At 59.7% G+C, this 14844-nt stretch carries 12 protein-coding genes; 3 read left to right on the top strand and 9 right to left on the bottom strand.

All coding sequences use genetic code 11. From position 1 onward, the window contains the following. Positions 1–73: 73 nt before the first annotated feature. Together Q0K02_RS09525 and Q0K02_RS09530 are read left to right on the top strand one after the other, a co-directional pair. Positions 74–610: a TRAP transporter small permease gene (locus Q0K02_RS09525; RefSeq protein ID WP_294487979.1), complete on the top strand. Its 537-nt coding sequence runs from the start codon at positions 74–76 to the stop codon at positions 608–610. A gap of 14 nt (positions 611–624) precedes the next feature. Continuing rightward, complete coding sequence (locus tag Q0K02_RS09530) at positions 625–1905, top strand: TRAP transporter large permease (RefSeq protein WP_294487982.1); 1281 nt, start codon at positions 625–627, stop codon at positions 1903–1905. A gap of 407 nt (positions 1906–2312) precedes the next feature. Here the strand turns inward: Q0K02_RS09530 and Q0K02_RS09535 are convergent, their stop codons facing one another. The 3 genes from Q0K02_RS09535 to Q0K02_RS09545 are packed head-to-tail and all read right to left on the bottom strand — an operon-like array spanning position 2313 to position 4304. Continuing rightward, positions 2313–2963 (bottom strand): SDR family NAD(P)-dependent oxidoreductase, encoded by a 651-nt coding sequence (locus tag Q0K02_RS09535; RefSeq protein ID WP_294487985.1) that lies wholly within the window; start codon positions 2961–2963, stop codon positions 2313–2315. Between the two features lie 22 nt (positions 2964–2985). Beyond that, a complete protein-coding gene (locus Q0K02_RS09540) occupies positions 2986–3495 on the bottom strand; it encodes a flavodoxin family protein (protein ID WP_294487988.1) in 510 nt (169 codons plus the stop codon). Positions 3496–3506: 11 nt separating this feature from the next. After that, a complete protein-coding gene (locus Q0K02_RS09545) occupies positions 3507–4304 on the bottom strand; it encodes an aldo/keto reductase (RefSeq protein WP_294487991.1) in 798 nt (265 codons plus the stop codon). Positions 4305–4412: 108 nt separating this feature from the next. Between Q0K02_RS09545 and Q0K02_RS09550 the strand changes: the two genes are divergently transcribed. Then, a complete protein-coding gene (locus Q0K02_RS09550; RefSeq protein ID WP_294487994.1) occupies positions 4413–5318 on the top strand; it encodes a LysR family transcriptional regulator in 906 nt (301 codons plus the stop codon). Positions 5319–6340: 1022 nt separating this feature from the next. Here the strand turns inward: Q0K02_RS09550 and Q0K02_RS09555 are convergent. From Q0K02_RS09555 to rseP, 6 genes are all read right to left on the bottom strand, one after another. Further along, the gene (locus Q0K02_RS09555; protein WP_294487997.1) at positions 6341–7111 is read right to left on the bottom strand and encodes a hypothetical protein; all 771 of its coding nucleotides are present in this window, start codon (positions 7109–7111) and stop codon (positions 6341–6343) included. Between the two features lie 123 nt (positions 7112–7234). Next, the gene (locus Q0K02_RS09560; RefSeq protein ID WP_294488001.1) at positions 7235–8587 is read right to left on the bottom strand and encodes a TolC family protein; all 1353 of its coding nucleotides are present in this window, start codon (positions 8585–8587) and stop codon (positions 7235–7237) included. A gap of 4 nt (positions 8588–8591) precedes the next feature. After that, positions 8592–10535: a MacB family efflux pump subunit gene (locus tag Q0K02_RS09565; protein ID WP_294488004.1), complete on the bottom strand. Its 1944-nt coding sequence runs from the start codon at positions 10533–10535 to the stop codon at positions 8592–8594. A 318-nt stretch (positions 10536–10853) separates the two neighbouring features. Continuing rightward, positions 10854–12074 carry an efflux RND transporter periplasmic adaptor subunit gene (locus Q0K02_RS09570; protein ID WP_294488006.1) on the bottom strand — a complete coding sequence of 407 codons (1221 nt, stop codon included), beginning with the start codon at positions 12072–12074 and terminating at the stop codon, positions 10854–10856. 1210 nt (positions 12075–13284) lie between these two features. Further along, complete coding sequence (gene tsaB, locus Q0K02_RS09575) at positions 13285–14052, bottom strand: tRNA (adenosine(37)-N6)-threonylcarbamoyltransferase complex dimerization subunit type 1 TsaB (protein WP_294488009.1); 768 nt, start codon at positions 14050–14052, stop codon at positions 13285–13287. Then, positions 14053–14844: RIP metalloprotease RseP (gene rseP, locus Q0K02_RS09580; protein ID WP_294488011.1), on the bottom strand; the 792-nt coding region annotated here is incomplete at its 5' end.

The raw sequence follows: 14844 nt of genomic DNA on the forward strand, positions 1-14844 counted from the left end.
TGTAACCGGGAGCCTGTCTTGAGGCAGGCTCCCTTTTTGTCTCTGAATCTCTGGCTGGTTCTCTGAGGTCTCTATGAGTGAATCTTCTTCTACCAGGAATAAGGCCAACCAGGCCGGCGCAGTGGCGTTCCAGATTTTCTGCGCCTGCATCTTCCTTGGCATGATCGGCCTGGTGTTCCTTAACGCCGTTCTGCGCTACTGCTTCAACTCCGGCTATCCGCCGAGCGAGGAATGGGCGCGCTTCCTCTTCATCTACATCACCTTCTTCGGCGCCATCGAAGCCTTCTACCGCAAAAAGCACATCGCCGTGGAAATGGTGGTGGATCTTCTGCAGGGCAACTGCCGCAAGGTGGTGAACATCATCGCCATTCTGCTGACCATTGCGGCCCTCGTCGTGCTGCTTCAGGGCGGCGTCTCCTATGTGATGATGACCCTTGACACCTACGCCATCGCCACCTACGTCAATATGTCCATCATCAACTCCACGCTCCCCATCATGGCCGCCGCAGCCATCGTTCTGCAGCTGCGCGATCTCATCACCGTCATCCGCACCCCCGCCTCTGAATTCAAGAAGAGCGAGGGTATGGATCTGTCCGAGCTTCAGCACTAATAAGAGGAGAGAGTATGGAACTTTTTCTTTTTCTTGGATCTCTCTTCGTTTTCCTGTGCTTCGGCATCCCGATCGCCATGGTGCTCGTGCTCTGCGCCATGGTCCTCATGTTCCACGCCGACATGTGGGACCCCATGACCATCGCTTCCTGCATGCTCGACGGCGCCAACAACTATCCGCTGATGGCCATTCCCTTCTTCGTGTTCGCCGGTGAAATCATGGCTGCCGGCGGCCTGTCGAAACGCGTCGTGCAGTTCGCCCAGCTTCTCATCGGCGGCGTGCGCGGCGGCCTCGGCTATGCCGCCATCGTGGCTTCCGTCATCTTCGCAGGCCTCATGGGCAGCTCCGTCGGCGAAGCCGCCGCCCTCGGCGGCCTGCTCCTGCCCATGATGAAGCAGGTCGGCTATCGTCCCGGCCGCGCGGGCGCCATCATCTCTTCGGGCGCCATCCTCGGCCCCATCATCCCGCCCAGCACCAACTTCATCATCCTCGGCTCCTGCGTGAGCGGCCTGTCCATCACCAAGCTGTTCATGATCGGTCTTTTCCCCGGTCTCTTCATCGGCCTCGCCCTGATGATCATGTGGTTCGTCATCGTTCGCCTCGACGGCTACCATGAAACCATCAAGTTCACCCGCGAAGAGAAGAAGAAGATTCTTATCGACGCCACCCCCGCCTTCATGATGCCCGTGCTCCTGCTCGGCGGCATCCGCTTCGGCGTGTTCACCCCCACCGAAGGCGGCGCCTTCGCCGCTGTGTACGCCATCCTGGTGTGCCTGCTCTGGTACCGTGAAATCGGCCTCAAGGACCTGCTCAAGGTCAGCGCCTCTTCCGCCCGTACCACCGCCGCCGTTATGATGATCGTGGCCACCGCTACCGCCATCGGCTACTTCATCACCCTCGCCGACATCCCGCAGCAGATCATCTCCCTGTTCGCTCCGTTCAAGGATTCCCCGATCATCCTGCTGCTGCTCATCAACGTGTTCCTGTTCCTGATCGGCATGGTCATGGACCTTACCCCCAACGTCCTCATCTTCGCGCCTGTGTTCTATCCGCTGATCCTGGACGCCGGTATCGATCCTTACCACTTCGGCCTCATCTTCATCCTGAACCTCGGCATCGGCGTCATCACGCCCCCCGTCGGCACGGTTCTCTATGTGGTGTGCGGCATCGGCAACCTCAAGCTGCCGGCCCTGGTCAAGAACCTGCTCCCCTTCCTGTTTGTGGAAGTCGTCATGCTCCTCCTGCTCACGGTCTTCCCCAAGCTGTCCCTTATCCCCATGGGCTGGCTTATCTGACGGCCTGACCTTGGATGAACTCTCGGGGCGACTCCTTCACGGGGTCGCCCCTTGGCGTTTAAAGAGGAAGAAGAACAGGCCAGAGCAGCGGGGCGCTGCCCCGGGAAAGGCGGGATAAGGACGACATCAGGCCCCCCGGCCGACGGCAAACTTCGATGACGGCTGTTGAAGCTTTGGGAGAGAGTTTGCGCTCAGCGGTAACGTGTGCGCCGCTCAGGCACAAAAAAGGGCAGCACAGTGAAGAAAGCTTCGCCGTGCGCCCTTGAAAAGAGAGAGATCAGCCTGAAAATAATAAAAGTTTTAGGAAAGGGGATAGGGGTGCGGGGAAAGGGGAAAAGCCCTTTTTCAAAAGGGTTTTCCCCTTTCCCCGCCATCTCTCTCACTCTCACACTCTCTTTCTCTCTTCATCAGTACACGATTTCGATTTCCGAGCGGCCCTGATAGAGGTTCCAGAACAGTTCGGCGATGTTGTCCGGCATGTATTTTTCGGATCCGCCGATCAAGCCGCAGACCTGAACGGAACCGAGGTAGATTCCCTGTTCCTTCAGGACCGGATGCAGTGCCAGCACCATGGCGCGCAGTGCGGCCTTGTCCATGGAAAGGGGGAGATAATCCGCGCTGGGATACAGCGACAAGCCGCCGCCGGTAATGAGCACGGCTCCCTGCTTTTGGCGGAAGGCCTCGCAGTTCATTTCCTGAATGCAGGTGTATGCGCCGAGCACGTCGCCGGCATAGCGCTGCCGCATGATTTCCGCGTTCATGTTCTCGGCAAGGTCGGCGTCTGCCGTCGTCGTGCCGACGTTGTAGAACAGAACGTCCGGCACGCCGTACCGCTGCACGGCTTCCCGCAGAGACGCGGCAAGAGCGCTTTGATCCGCGGCGTCGGCGACCTGCGTTTCCACGTCCATGCCTTGCGCGCGCAAAGCGTTCCGGTATTCGGTCAGACGTTCCGCGTTGCGGCACATCAGTACCACGCGAAAATCGTGTTCCGCAAACATCCGGGCAACGGCGTTGCCCAGCCCCTTGCCTGCACCTACCACAAACAGCGTCTTTTTCATGTGATGTTCCTTTTTTTGAAGCTTAGAGAGAAGCGCCGAGCCGTCGGGCGGCGTCCGTTTTTCCGCTTCCCAGAATTTCGCCCCGGTTCTTCCAGCCCAGATTCCGCTCATAGGTGCGGTACCATGTGACCGCCTGCGAATAGTCCGAACCTCCGGCCGTCATGAGCAGCACGCTTTCCCGCGCAAAACCCGCGTATCCCAGACATTCCAGTTCCGCATACAGGCGATCCGCCGCCGTCTTCAGCGGTCCGGTCACCGTCCAGAAATACACGGGAGATGCAAACGTCACCACATGGCATTCCGCAAACGCGGCGTAAATCTGTTCCATGTCGTCTTTCTGCACGCAGGGACTGTGGGCGTTCCGTCCTGCGTGCAGACATCCCAGGCATCCGTGTATGTTCATGTCGGTCAGATAAAACTCGCGAACCCGGTGTCCTGCGCGGCGCGCGCCTTCCGCAAAGGCTTGAATCAGTCCGGCTGTGCGTCCGTTTTTTCTGGCCGCGCCGTTTAAAATCAGAATGTTTTTGGGCATGACTTCTTCTCCTACCACCAGCCGAACAGACTCCGACCTTCGTCGAGTCCTTCGATGGTCTGCATGTCTTCCGTGCTCAGATCAAAGTTCAGGGAATCCAGATTTTCCCGCATGTGCCGCGGATCGGTGCTCTTGGGAATGACCACGATTCCCTGCTGCGTGAGAAAGCGCAGCGCAATCTGCGCAACGGTTTTCTCATATTGCGCGGCCATGTCGAGCAGCTCGGGCTGCTGATGTATGCCGTGACGCCCGCAGGCCAGCGGCGACCAGCTTTCATGGATAGTGCCCAGTTGCTGTTCCAGCTCCCGGAGCTTCTTCTGCTGGCGGAAAACGTGGGTTTCCACCTGATTGACGGCCGGAATCACCGTGCAGTGACGCGTCAGATCCAAATAGCGCTCTTCCAGAAAGTTGGAAACGCCGATGGCTCGAAGCAGACCTTTTCCATAGGCGGTTTCCATGGCGCGATAAATTTCGTGCGTGTCTCCCGAGGGCTCGTGAATCAGCAGAAGATCAATATAGCCGAGATCCAGGGCGTTCAGAGAGGCGTCGATGGAGCGGAGCGTGTCCGAATAGCCGCGGCAGCCCCACAGCTTGGTGGTGATGAACAGCCGCTCGCGCGCAATTCCGGATCGCCGGCAGGCAAGACCGACTTCCCGTTCGTTGCCGTAGCATTGCGCCGTGTCTATGGAAAGGTATCCCGCGGAAAGCGCGGCGGCCACGCATGCTTCCGTCAGGCGCGGCGGCGTTTGATACGTGCCGTAGCCGACAACGGGCATGGACACGCCGTTGTTCAGAATGGTTGTTTTCATGCTTTTCCTCCGCCTGGTGTTATGATGCTGTTGTAGCGGAGAAAAAATTGACAGAGAAGATACCAAAATATTAAAATGGTTTTTAGAAAATCTGAAAACGAGGTCGCTGTGTATAGTCGGGAACTGACCACGTTTATTGCGGCGGCGGAGCAGGGGAGCTTTCTGAAGGCGTCCAGAACGTTGTACACGACGCCTGCTTCCGTCATGAATCAGATCAACAAACTGGAGTCGGAAGTCGGAGTCGCGCTGCTTGAGCGCACCAACCAGGGCGTGCGCCTGACCCCGGCAGGACGCTCCATATACACGGACGCCAAAAATATTATCAGGTTGTCGGAACAGGCTATGGCCCGCGCCCGTCGCATTGCCGGCGACGCCCGACAGACGGTTCGCGTGGGCACGTCGATACTGCGCCCATGCAGAACGCTGGTGGATCTGTGGTCGGAAATTGATGACGGCGAAATTGCCTTTTCCGTGCAGATCGTTCCGTTCGACGACAGCCCGAACAGCATGGAACTTATGCTGGACTCCTTGGGCGGAGACATCGACTGCTTCGTCGGCCCCTGCGACTCGCTCACCTGGAAGCAGCGATACAACATGCTCCTGCTGGAGCCGGTGAACTGCTGCATCGCCGTGCCGAAAAATCATCGGCTGGCAGAAAAACGCGCCCTGACCTGGAACGACCTCAGCGGAGAAACGCTTATCCTCGTCCGCCGCGGAGAATCCCTCGTGCTGAATAGCATGCGCGACGATATTGAAAGGAATCACCCAGATATAGCACTCATCGATGCGCCGCATTTCTACGACGTCGGCATATTCAATGAGTGCGAACAGCGCGGATGCCTCATGGAAACGCTGGATATCTGGAAGGGCGTTCACCCCGCCATGAAAACCCTGCCCGTCGCCTGGAACTATCCCATGCCCTACGGCATCGTTTACGCAAAACACCCCTCCGACGCCATGCGGCAATTCATAGAGAAAATTCAAAAACACCTCTCCTCAAGAAAGGCAGAATAGGAAGACGGACAGACCGGAGTAGCGGAGAGGGACAGGAAGGGGGACAGGCCGGAGCAGCGGGGCGCTGCCCCGGGGGGAGTGGAAGGGAGACCAGGCAAGAGCCATCGGGGCGCTGCCCCGGACCCCGCCGGGGGAAATAATTCCCCGACAAAGTCGGGACAAGCCCCCCGGGCCCCCCTGATTCCGCCGAAGGCTTCGCCATTCGGCGGGGCGGGAGTGCGGGAGCAGGGCGCGTTGCCGAAGACAATCGGGAGAGGGGAAAGGCAGAGGCTGAGAGACTGCGGGGCGCGGAAAGTCTTGGCCAGCGCTGTTCGGTCTGCGGACGCAGTGCAGGTGTGCGCTGTCGCGCCCACCTGCGGTGGCCGACTCCTGTCCGACAAAAGTCGGACAGTCGTGAGTAAGGAAGAGATTTTCGGATATTTTGGAGGGATCACCGAGGGCCGGGCTGTAAAAGCAGGCCGGAAGGCTGCTTCTCCACGCTCTGGGGCCCCGGGCGACATCGTGAACCCGGACGGCGGCAAATTTCGATGCGGAGTGTTGAAGCGTTGGAAGAAGATGTTGCGTTCTTTGGTAACGTGTGTGCCGTTCAGGCACAAAAAAGGGCAGCACGGGTGAAGAATGCTTTGCCGGGTGCTTCTGAAAAGAGAGTCAGCCTGTAATAATAAAAGTTTTAAGAAAGAGGATGTGGGTGTGGGGGAAGGAAAAAAGCCCTTTTTCAAAAGGGTTTTCCTCTTTTCCCGCAAACACTTTCTCATCTCGACACCCTCGGAAATTTCGATGCCGAGTGTTGAAGCGGCGGGGGAGGTCTTGCGCTTTGCGATATCGTGTTCGTTTGTCAGGCACAAAAAAGGACACACGGTTGAAGAGACTTCGTCCGAGTGCCCTGAGAAAAGGGAAAACAGCCTGAAATAATAAAAGTTTTAGGAAAGAGAATGGGGGTGCGGGGGAAGGAGAAAAGCCCTTTTACAAAAGGGTTTTCTCCTTCCCCCGCAAACTCTCTTCTCTCGTCCTCTCTCTCTTTCTTACACTTCCGTGGCGTGGAGCCAGACCTGGTAGCGGGCGTTCAGGCTTTTTTTAGTAGTGGTCCAGGAGATGCCGGCGGTATAGAATTTGTCGAGTTTGAGTTCAAAGTTTTCGATTTTGGTAAGGAGGCCTTCGACGGTATTGAGGGCCTGTTCATTAGCGGCGAGCAGGGCTTCATAGGCTTCGCTGAACTGTTCGCTGTGGAACTCTTCGACCGGGGTATGGGAAGTCATTTCGTGGCCGGTTTTGAGCAGGTAGAGCTTTTTGAATTTCGCGCATTCGATGCGGTCGTAGGACACGGAGCGGATGAAGGTAGCGAAGTCGTCGTGGAGGGTTTTGAAGGCGTTGTAGGCTGCGGCGGCTTCGGAGTTGCAGAAGAAGGAGTCGCAGGAGAGCAGGAGGAAGTATTCCTCGCCGAGGAACTTCTTGATGCGGGGGAACTCGTCGGGATTATAGAGGTAGTGATCCCAGTCGGAAACGTGCTTATCGCCGTCGATGGCGCTGATGAGCAGAATCTTGTGATGCAGCAGTTCGGCGTACACGCGGCCGCCGCGGCGCTTGAGCACGGTGATGGCCGTGTTCTTGGAATGGAAGTACATGGTGAGCGAGGCGATGAGGGCGACCAGGCTGACGGAGAACACGGCCACGAACACGCCGAGGAAGGTGAACGTGGTCATGCCGTAGGTCGCGCGGGAAAAGGGAAAGATCATCGCGAGCGACAACAGGGAGAGGAAGAACAGCGCATAGGAAAGATTACGGAAGGTACTCATGGGCAATTTCCTTATATCTCAATATCTCAGCATGGACGGAAAGAAGCGCCTCACCTGACATAGAAACAGATGGGGCGATTCTCTGCTGAAAAAAGAGAAAGGTCAATCTCATGAAGAATTTCTTTATCGGGACAAAATTCGTCCTCCCATGGCCTGCCAGATGGCGTTTGAGGCGGAAATAACGCCGTATTTGCGCTCCAGAACGGAGAGTCGGGAGTCGTTGCAGGCCTTCAGCGCTTCGAGCCAGTCCTTGAGTTCGTCGGCTCCCTGATCGTATCGTGCTTTGCGGTACGCTTCCACGCGCAGATCGGCGTCATATTTTTTCTTAATGTTTTCAAACTGTTGTTCAGCATTACCCAGGGCGCTGTAGTAGAGCGACACCTCATTGAGGGCGGTGGTCACGCTCTTGGTGAAGGCAAGTTTTGCGTCTTCGTAGTCGGCCTCGGCGATTTTCACGTTCCATTTTACACGATTCCAGTCGAGGAAGGGCAGCGTGAAGTTGACAAGTCCGCTGAGGAACGAGGAACTGAACAGATCGGAAGCCGAAGTCGCCGTGGCTCCCAGGGTTCCGCCTATGCTGACGGTGGGAAAGAGATCGGCGCGGGCGGCGCGCTGATTCCGGAACGCGGAGAGCAGGCGGAAGCTGGCGGCATTCACGTCGGGCCGTGCGCCGAGCGCTTCGATAGGCACGTTGAGATCCACGGCAGGCACGTTGACCGCGAGCAGATCGGGCAGGGGCAGGTTCAGTTCTTCCTGCGGGCGCAGGTTGAGCAGATCGCGCAGGGTCTGCCGCTCTTCGCGGAGCTGTTCTTCCAGCGTGAGCACGGTGGTTTTCTGGGCGAGCAGGCTTTGTTCGGTCTGGGCGGGATCAAGGCCGTCGGTCTGACCGGCCTGGAACTTGTTCCGCATGATGGTGAGGAGCTGTTCGTAGTAGGCGAGGCTCTGGCGGCTGAGTTCCAGCGCGCGCGAGGTGTAGGCCATGCTGTACCAGGTGTTCACCACGCTGTTGACGAGGGCGAGCCTGGTGGCTTCCCTGTCCTGTTCGGTGGCGTGGAATTCCCAGGACTGCGCCGAAGCGGCGTCGCGCAGGCGGCCCCACAGATCGAGTTCGTAGGAGAGGCCGAACGAGGCGTCGAAGCTGCGCGTGGCATGACCGCTGTCGAGCGCGGTGCGGGAACCGGCGTCGCCGGAGCCGGAGAACCAGGGCACGAGCTCGGCGCCGAGCTGGCGGGCCTGATACAGGGCGCGGTTCACGGTGATGGCGCTGCGGGCGAGATCAATGTTGCGTTCGAGGGCCATGTCCACGAGCTTGTTGAGGGAGGGATCGTTGTACTGCGTCCACCATTGGCGGTCGATCTGGTAGTGCTGCTGCATCTGGGCTTCGGACAGGATGCCTTCGTCGGGAATCTGAGCGTCGCGGGTGGCGCAGCCGGAAAGAAGAAGCAGGGCGGCGCACAAAAGAGCGGTGTGTTTCATGGAATCACTCCTGGGCGAGCGCGTCCACGGGATTGAGCGTGGCGGCGCGGCGGGCGGGCATGTAGCCGAAAATAATGCCGATGAAGGTGGAACAGGTGATGGCCAGCACGATGGACCCCGACGAGAACGACATGGGAAAGTCGGAGATGAAGGAGTTGAACAGCAGTCCGATGCCGGCGGAGAGCAGCACGCCCGTGACGCCGCCGATGACGCAGATGAGCACGGCTTCGATGAGGAACTGCTGGAGCACGTTGAACTGTCGTGCGCCGATGGCCATGCGCACGCCGATTTCTCTGGTGCGTTCGGTGACGGAAACGAGCATGATGTTCATCACGCCGATGCCGCCCACGAGCAGGGAGATGAAGGCGATGCAGGAAATGAGCAGGCGCATGGTGGTTGTGGTGCTTTCCATGGTTTGCCGGATGCTGTCGGTGTTCATGGTGAAGAAGTCGGTGACGCCGCGATGGCGCGAGGTGAGCAGACGGGTGAGTTCCTTTTCGGCAATCTGGGCGGAGACGCCGTCGGCGATTTTGACCGTAATGGAAGAAATGGTGCGGCTGCCGGACACCCGGGCCATGTAGGCGGTGTAGGGAGTCCAGACGGTGAGGTTGCTGCGTGGGCCGAAGGTGGCGTTGGGCTTTTTGGTGACGCCCACCACCTCGAAGGGATGCTTGTTGAACAGAATGACGGCCCCGATGGGATCTTCGCCGTTGGGAAAGAGTTCCTGCACGGTGTTGTCGTCGAGCACGGCGACGGCGCGGGCCTCGTCGATGTCGGCGCGGTTGATGAGCCTGCCGCGGGCGAGTTCGAGGCCCTTCACGCTGAAGTACTGCTCGCCCACGCCGCTCAGGGAGCCGTTGGCGGAGAGATTGCGGTACACGAAGCTGCCGCTGGAACTGGCGGAGGGGGTGGCGCTCGCAATGTAGCTTTGTTCGGCGAGCACGTCGGAGTCGTCCACGGTGAGGGTGGTGTAGCGGGCGGAGTTTCTGTCGCCGAAGCTGCGGCCGGGCATGATGTCGATGGTGTTGGTGCCCATGGCGTTGATGCCGGCCAGAATTTTTTCCTGAGAGCCGCGGCCCAGGGCGACCACGGAGACCACCGAGGCAATGCCTATGATGATGCCGAGCATGGTGAGCAGCGAACGCATTTTGTGGGCGAGTATGGCCTGCACCGACATGCGGAAGGCTTCGGCGAGCTGATCGCGCAGATATTTCCAGGAAGCGGCGGGTGCGGCGGCGGGCTTTGCGCCCTCTGCGTTGGCGATGGGCTTTTTGCGCTGATCGCTGATGACTTCGCCGTCCTTGATTTCGATGATGCGGTTGGCGTATTCGGCGATGTGCCTGTCGTGGGTGACGAGAATGAGGGTATGGCCTTCGGCGTTGAGCTGCATGAGCAGGGCCATGACGTTTTCGCCGCTTTTGGAATCGAGCGCGCCGGTGGGTTCGTCGGCAAGGATGATGTCGCCGCCGTTCATCATGGCGCGGGCGATGGAAACGCGCTGCTGCTGACCGCCGGAAAGTTCGTTGGGCTTGTTTCTGGTTTTGCCGTCGAGGCCGAGCTTGACCAGAAGTTCATGGGCGCGGGCGTTGCGCTCTTGCCCGTCCATGCCTGCGTACACGGCGGGGAGAGCCACGTTTTCCTGAGCGCTCAGGCTGGCGAGCAGGTTGTAGCGCTGGAAGATGAAGCCGAATTTTTCGCCGCGCAGCTTGGCCAGAGCGTCGGGGGAGAGGCCGCGCGTGGACACGCCGTCCACGAAGTAGTCGCCTTCGGAAGGGGTGTCGAGACAGCCGAGAATGTTCATGAGCGTGGACTTGCCCGATCCGGACTGTCCGATGATGGCGACGAAATCGCCGCGTTCGATGCTCAGGCTGACGTTTTTCAGCACCTGGACGCGGCTTTCGCCGCTGCCGTAGTGCTTGCCGATGTTGCGTACTTCGAGAGTGACCATGAAAGTTCCTCTGTTCGGGGAAAGCGGGGCTTTTTTGCGCTCTGTGCCGTTTTTGCGCGCCGTGCGGGGGACTCTGTTCGAGACTGCCGGAAGGGGGCGTCGGCCCCCGGCCTCCCGGAGCGGAAGTTCGGAGCGCTTGCCCCCGGCCTTCGTGCCGGGCGTCGTGCGGGGCGCTGATTCCAGAGCCTCGGGCATGTCGCGCCGCATCTTTGAATCCGGCAGCGCGTCAGCTTCGGTTCAGGCGGGGCGGCGCATCAACGGGAGCGGGCGCCTTGCGGATGTCGCAGCCTGGCGTCGGCGCTCCCGCCTGGCCCTGCATCAGCGGGGCGGCCTGCGGTTGCTGCGGGGATTGGCAAGACTGTCCTGAATTTCGGAGCTCGACATCTGCGTGGCGATGACGGACTCTCCCTCGCTGAGGCCGGATTTGATTTCGGTCATCACGTTGTTGGTGAGGCCGATTTCCACCTTGCGCACTTCCACCTTGTTGTCCTTGCCGAGCACGCGCACGGAATAATTGCCGCGGCCGTCGTTTTCGAGCACCAGACTGGGCACGAGAAGCACGTTGTCGGCGGAGGCGATTTCAATGACGTTCTGGGTGGTCATGCTGAGGCGGAGCACGCCGTCGGGATTGGGCACGCGGGCCTTGGCGTAGTAGTACACCGCGGAACTCGACGACGAACTCGACGAGCTCGACGAACTCGATGACGACGCTCCCGACGAGGACGACGTAGCGTCGGAAAGCGTGGTGTCGCCCGGATCAATGGAGGAAATAGTGGTGGTATATACCTTGTCGGGCGCGCCGAGCAGGGTGTAGCGCACCTTCATGCCTTTCTGAATAAAAGGAATGTCGCCTTCCGAGACCTCGATTTTGATTTCCATGTCGGTGAGATCGGCGATTTCGGCAATGGTGGGGGTGGTCTGATTGGCGTTGACGGTCTGACCGGCCTTCACGGGCACGGACACGATCACGCCGTCGAGCGGAGCCACGATTTTGGTGTAGCCGAGATTCGTTTCCGCCGTGTTCACGGCAATTTCCTGCTGCAGAATCTGCGATTCCATTTCCGTGACGCTCGCGCGGGCGGCGGCCAGCGTGTTTTCGGCGTCTTCCAGATTGGCGCGCGAGGTGGAATCGCTCTTTCTCAGCTTCACTTCGCGGTCGTACTGCGTCTGCGCCACCTTGAGCGCAATCTTGCGCGACTCAAGCTGCGCCTGATACGTCTTGAGCAAAGCGCGGGCAGTGTCGAGATCGTTCTGCCGCGTGGTGGGATCAATCTGCGCAATAAGCTCGCCTTCCTTCACCTTCTGACCGATCACCGCGTTCAGCTCCATGATCTTGCCCGAAGCCTGCGAACCTACCGTGACCAGCTGCACGGCGTCCACCTCGCCCGTGGCGTTGACCGTCTTGCGAATGCTGCCCCGCACGACGGTTTCCGTAAGATAGTGAATCTGTGAGGCATTGCTGCGCTGCATGTGCCACCAGTAGCCGCCGACGCCCGCAAGCGCAATCAGAATAACAGGAATGAGGAGCTTTTTGTTCATGGAAAGGCTCACTTTGCAATGTTCAACATGAAATGACGGAACCACTCCGCAAAAAAGGATATAAACAAAAAATGCGCCGCTGGTAAATGAAACTTTGTTTCAAATCATTGCACCCGCCCCGCACGGCTGCCTCAGCCGCGCCCAGCCGCCCCGCCCCTTCGCCAAATCCCCTGTGTTTTCAACCCATAACACTGTAACACACAGAAACATTTTTTCAGAAAGGCAGAAAAGGCAGGAAAGGCAGAAAAGGCATGCGGGGGAAATAATTCCCCCCGCACCCCCCTGTTTCTGCTTCGCAGCTAACGCTGCTTCAGCAGGACAGGGTGAGCGGGATGATTATGCCCGGAGATGTGGGCGAAGGGGGGAGTGCAGGTCGGAAGGCTGTCTTTCAACGCTCTGGGGCCCCGGGCGACGTCAGGAGCCCGGCCGACGGCAGGCAAGTAGCCGGAATTCACTTCCGGCGTTAAACGCAGCCGCCGTCGTGCAAGTCGAGCAGACCGTACAGCGTGTCTTGTGCAAACGGGCCTGCGTGCTTGTCGGAGGCTTGCAAGGTCAGAAATAATTCCCCCCGCACCCCCCTGTTTCTGCCTCCCGGCTTCGCCGGTTCGGCAGGGCGGGAGTTCAGGGGCAGGGAGAGTTGCCGAAGCGATGTTTGGCGGGGGCAGGCTGCGAGACTCGGGAGAGCTTGGCGGGCGCTGTTCGGTCTGCGGACTCAGTGCAGGTGTGCGCTGCTGCGCCCACCTGCGGTGGCCGACTCCTGTCCGGCCTGCGCCGGACAGTCGTGAGTAAGGAAGGGATTTCCAGATTTTGGGGGGAGGGTGCAAGATCAGGGGGAAAAAGGGGGAGCTGAGTTTGTCGGAGTACAACGCGGTAGCTGTTTGCGGTGGCCTGCGCGGCCTTTGATGTTCGTAGCTGATTCGCGTTAGCGGCGGTAATTCCTGAAGATTATTCGATGTTATTCAGAAAATTGCAGCAAAGGAAGATCGTCTCGGAGATTGAAGCGCAGGAAATTACGGAGAGTTGAGAAGCACAGGCGGAAAAAGTCAGATAGGCGGAGGGATAAATTTTCTCCGTTCCACCAAAAATCTGCGGGACGGACCCGCCAGGGTTCGTCCCGCAAATTATGGGGGTTCGGGGGAGATTATCTCCCCCGATGCCTTTCCTGTCTTTTCTGCCTTTTCTGTCTTCCTTGCCTTTTCTGCCTTTCATTTCACTCAGCGAGGGGGGCGTGGGTGAGGCGATGGAGTTCCTGGTGGGCGATTTCGGGGGTACGGCCCTGGCTGCGGGCGATGGCGTCGAGGTTTTCGACGGCGTCGCAGTCGCGGAGGTAGAGGGGGGGGATATCGGCTTCGGTCTGGTTATCCCAGTTGATGCGCTGTTCCAGGGCGACGAGGGCGTCGAAGGAGGGGGCGGTTTGGTTGATGAGGAGTCTTGCGGCGGGGAGGGCGCTGCGCAGGCAGTCGGGGTTGCTGGTGAGGGCGCTGCCGATGACGAAGGCGGGGGAGCCGAGGTCGACGCCCTCGGGCAGCGGGGGGATTGGCATGAGGAAGGTATTGTCGATAGGCTGGGGAATGCCGTTTTCATCGGCGCGGAAGCGGGCGACGTAGGCGAGTCCCTTGCGGGCGTTGGTGAGAGCGAGGACTTCTTCGCCGGGGAGGGCGGGAGCGGAAGCGGCGAGGCACTGGAGGTAGTTGAGACCGGCCTGTTTGGCGTTCAGGGCGCGGGCGAGGCCGGATGCGGTGGTGAGGCCGATGCGCAGGCCGGTGAAGTTGCCGGGGCCGGCCACGCAGGCAATGCGGCGGATGGCCGCAGGGGGCGTGCCGAGTCGGGAGCAGGCTTCGCGCAGGGCGGGGGCGAGCAGTTCGGTGCCGCCGCGCTGTGCAAGCCAGTTCTGCCCGCAGAGCAGAGCGCCGTTTTCGCACAGCGCGAACTGGACGCGCTTTTCCGCAGTATTCAGAATAAGAGTAAGTTCACGCATTTATTTGAACCAGCGCATAACGTCGTTGAAGGTGGCGAAAATCATGAGGGCGATGAGCAGGCTTGCGCCCACGCGCATGGACCATTCCTGCACTTTTTCGGGCACGGGGCGGCGCACGATGATTTCCACGATGCAGAACAGGATGGCTCCGCCGTCGAGCACGGGAATGGGGAAGAGGTTGAGCAGGCCGAGGTTGACGCTGATGAGGGCGGTGAGCAGCAGCAGGGGCACGATGCCGGCTTCTGCCTGCTGGCCGAGCATCTGGGCGATGAGAATGGGGCCGCCCACGGAATCGGCGGACACGGAACCGGTGATCATTTTTTTCACGCCGGTGAGGGTGACGTCGATCATGTTCCAGGTCTGGCGCAGGCCGAGGGCTGCGGATTCAAGGAAGTTCTTGGGTTCGTAGCGCACCGCGCCCGAGGCCTGCACGCCGATGAGCCAGGCGATTTCCTTTTCGCCGAAGATGTTGGCGCGTTCGCTGCGGGTGGGAGTCATGTCGAAGGTGAGGGGCTCGCCGTTGCGCAGCACGTCCACTTTGAGGGTGCGGCCGCCGGAAGCGCCCACGGTTTCGGGGACCTGGGACCAGCGGTCGATTTTGACGCCGTCGATGGCGGTGATGATGTCGCCGGGGAGCATGCCTGCCTGCATGGCGGCGCTGTTCTGCACGATGGCTCCGGCCTGGGGGAGCGGAATGGCGAGGCCGGTGCTGAGGGTGAGGCCCCAGTAGATGATCCAGGCGATGACGAGGTTCATGAACGGCCCGGCAAAGGCAATGATGAGCCGCTGCCA

It is taken from the genome of uncultured Mailhella sp., from assembly GCF_944324995.1.
Classification (GTDB): Bacteria; Desulfobacterota; Desulfovibrionia; order Desulfovibrionales; family Desulfovibrionaceae; genus Mailhella.

What these genes read in the sequence shown, in the direction of transcription:
- Q0K02_RS09525 (WP_294487979.1), top strand. Translation starts at nt 74, where the DNA reads ATGAGTGAATCTTCTTCTACCAGGAATAAGGCCAACCAGGCCGGCGCA.
- Q0K02_RS09530 (WP_294487982.1), top strand. Translation starts at nt 625, where the DNA reads ATGGAACTTTTTCTTTTTCTTGGATCTCTCTTCGTTTTCCTGTGCTTC.
- Q0K02_RS09535 (WP_294487985.1), bottom strand. Translation starts at nt 2,963, where the DNA reads ATGAAAAAGACGCTGTTTGTGGTAGGTGCAGGCAAGGGGCTGGGCAAC.
- Q0K02_RS09540 (WP_294487988.1), bottom strand. Translation starts at nt 3,495, where the DNA reads ATGCCCAAAAACATTCTGATTTTAAACGGCGCGGCCAGAAAAAACGGA.
- Q0K02_RS09545 (WP_294487991.1), bottom strand. Translation starts at nt 4,304, where the DNA reads ATGAAAACAACCATTCTGAACAACGGCGTGTCCATGCCCGTTGTCGGC.
- Q0K02_RS09555 (WP_294487997.1), bottom strand. Translation starts at nt 7,111, where the DNA reads ATGAGTACCTTCCGTAATCTTTCCTATGCGCTGTTCTTCCTCTCCCTG.
- Q0K02_RS09560 (WP_294488001.1), bottom strand. Translation starts at nt 8,587, where the DNA reads ATGAAACACACCGCTCTTTTGTGCGCCGCCCTGCTTCTTCTTTCCGGC.
- Q0K02_RS09565 (WP_294488004.1), bottom strand. Translation starts at nt 10,535, where the DNA reads ATGGTCACTCTCGAAGTACGCAACATCGGCAAGCACTACGGCAGCGGC.
- Q0K02_RS09570 (WP_294488006.1), bottom strand. Translation starts at nt 12,074, where the DNA reads ATGAACAAAAAGCTCCTCATTCCTGTTATTCTGATTGCGCTTGCGGGC.
- tsaB (WP_294488009.1), bottom strand. Translation starts at nt 14,052, where the DNA reads ATGCGTGAACTTACTCTTATTCTGAATACTGCGGAAAAGCGCGTCCAG.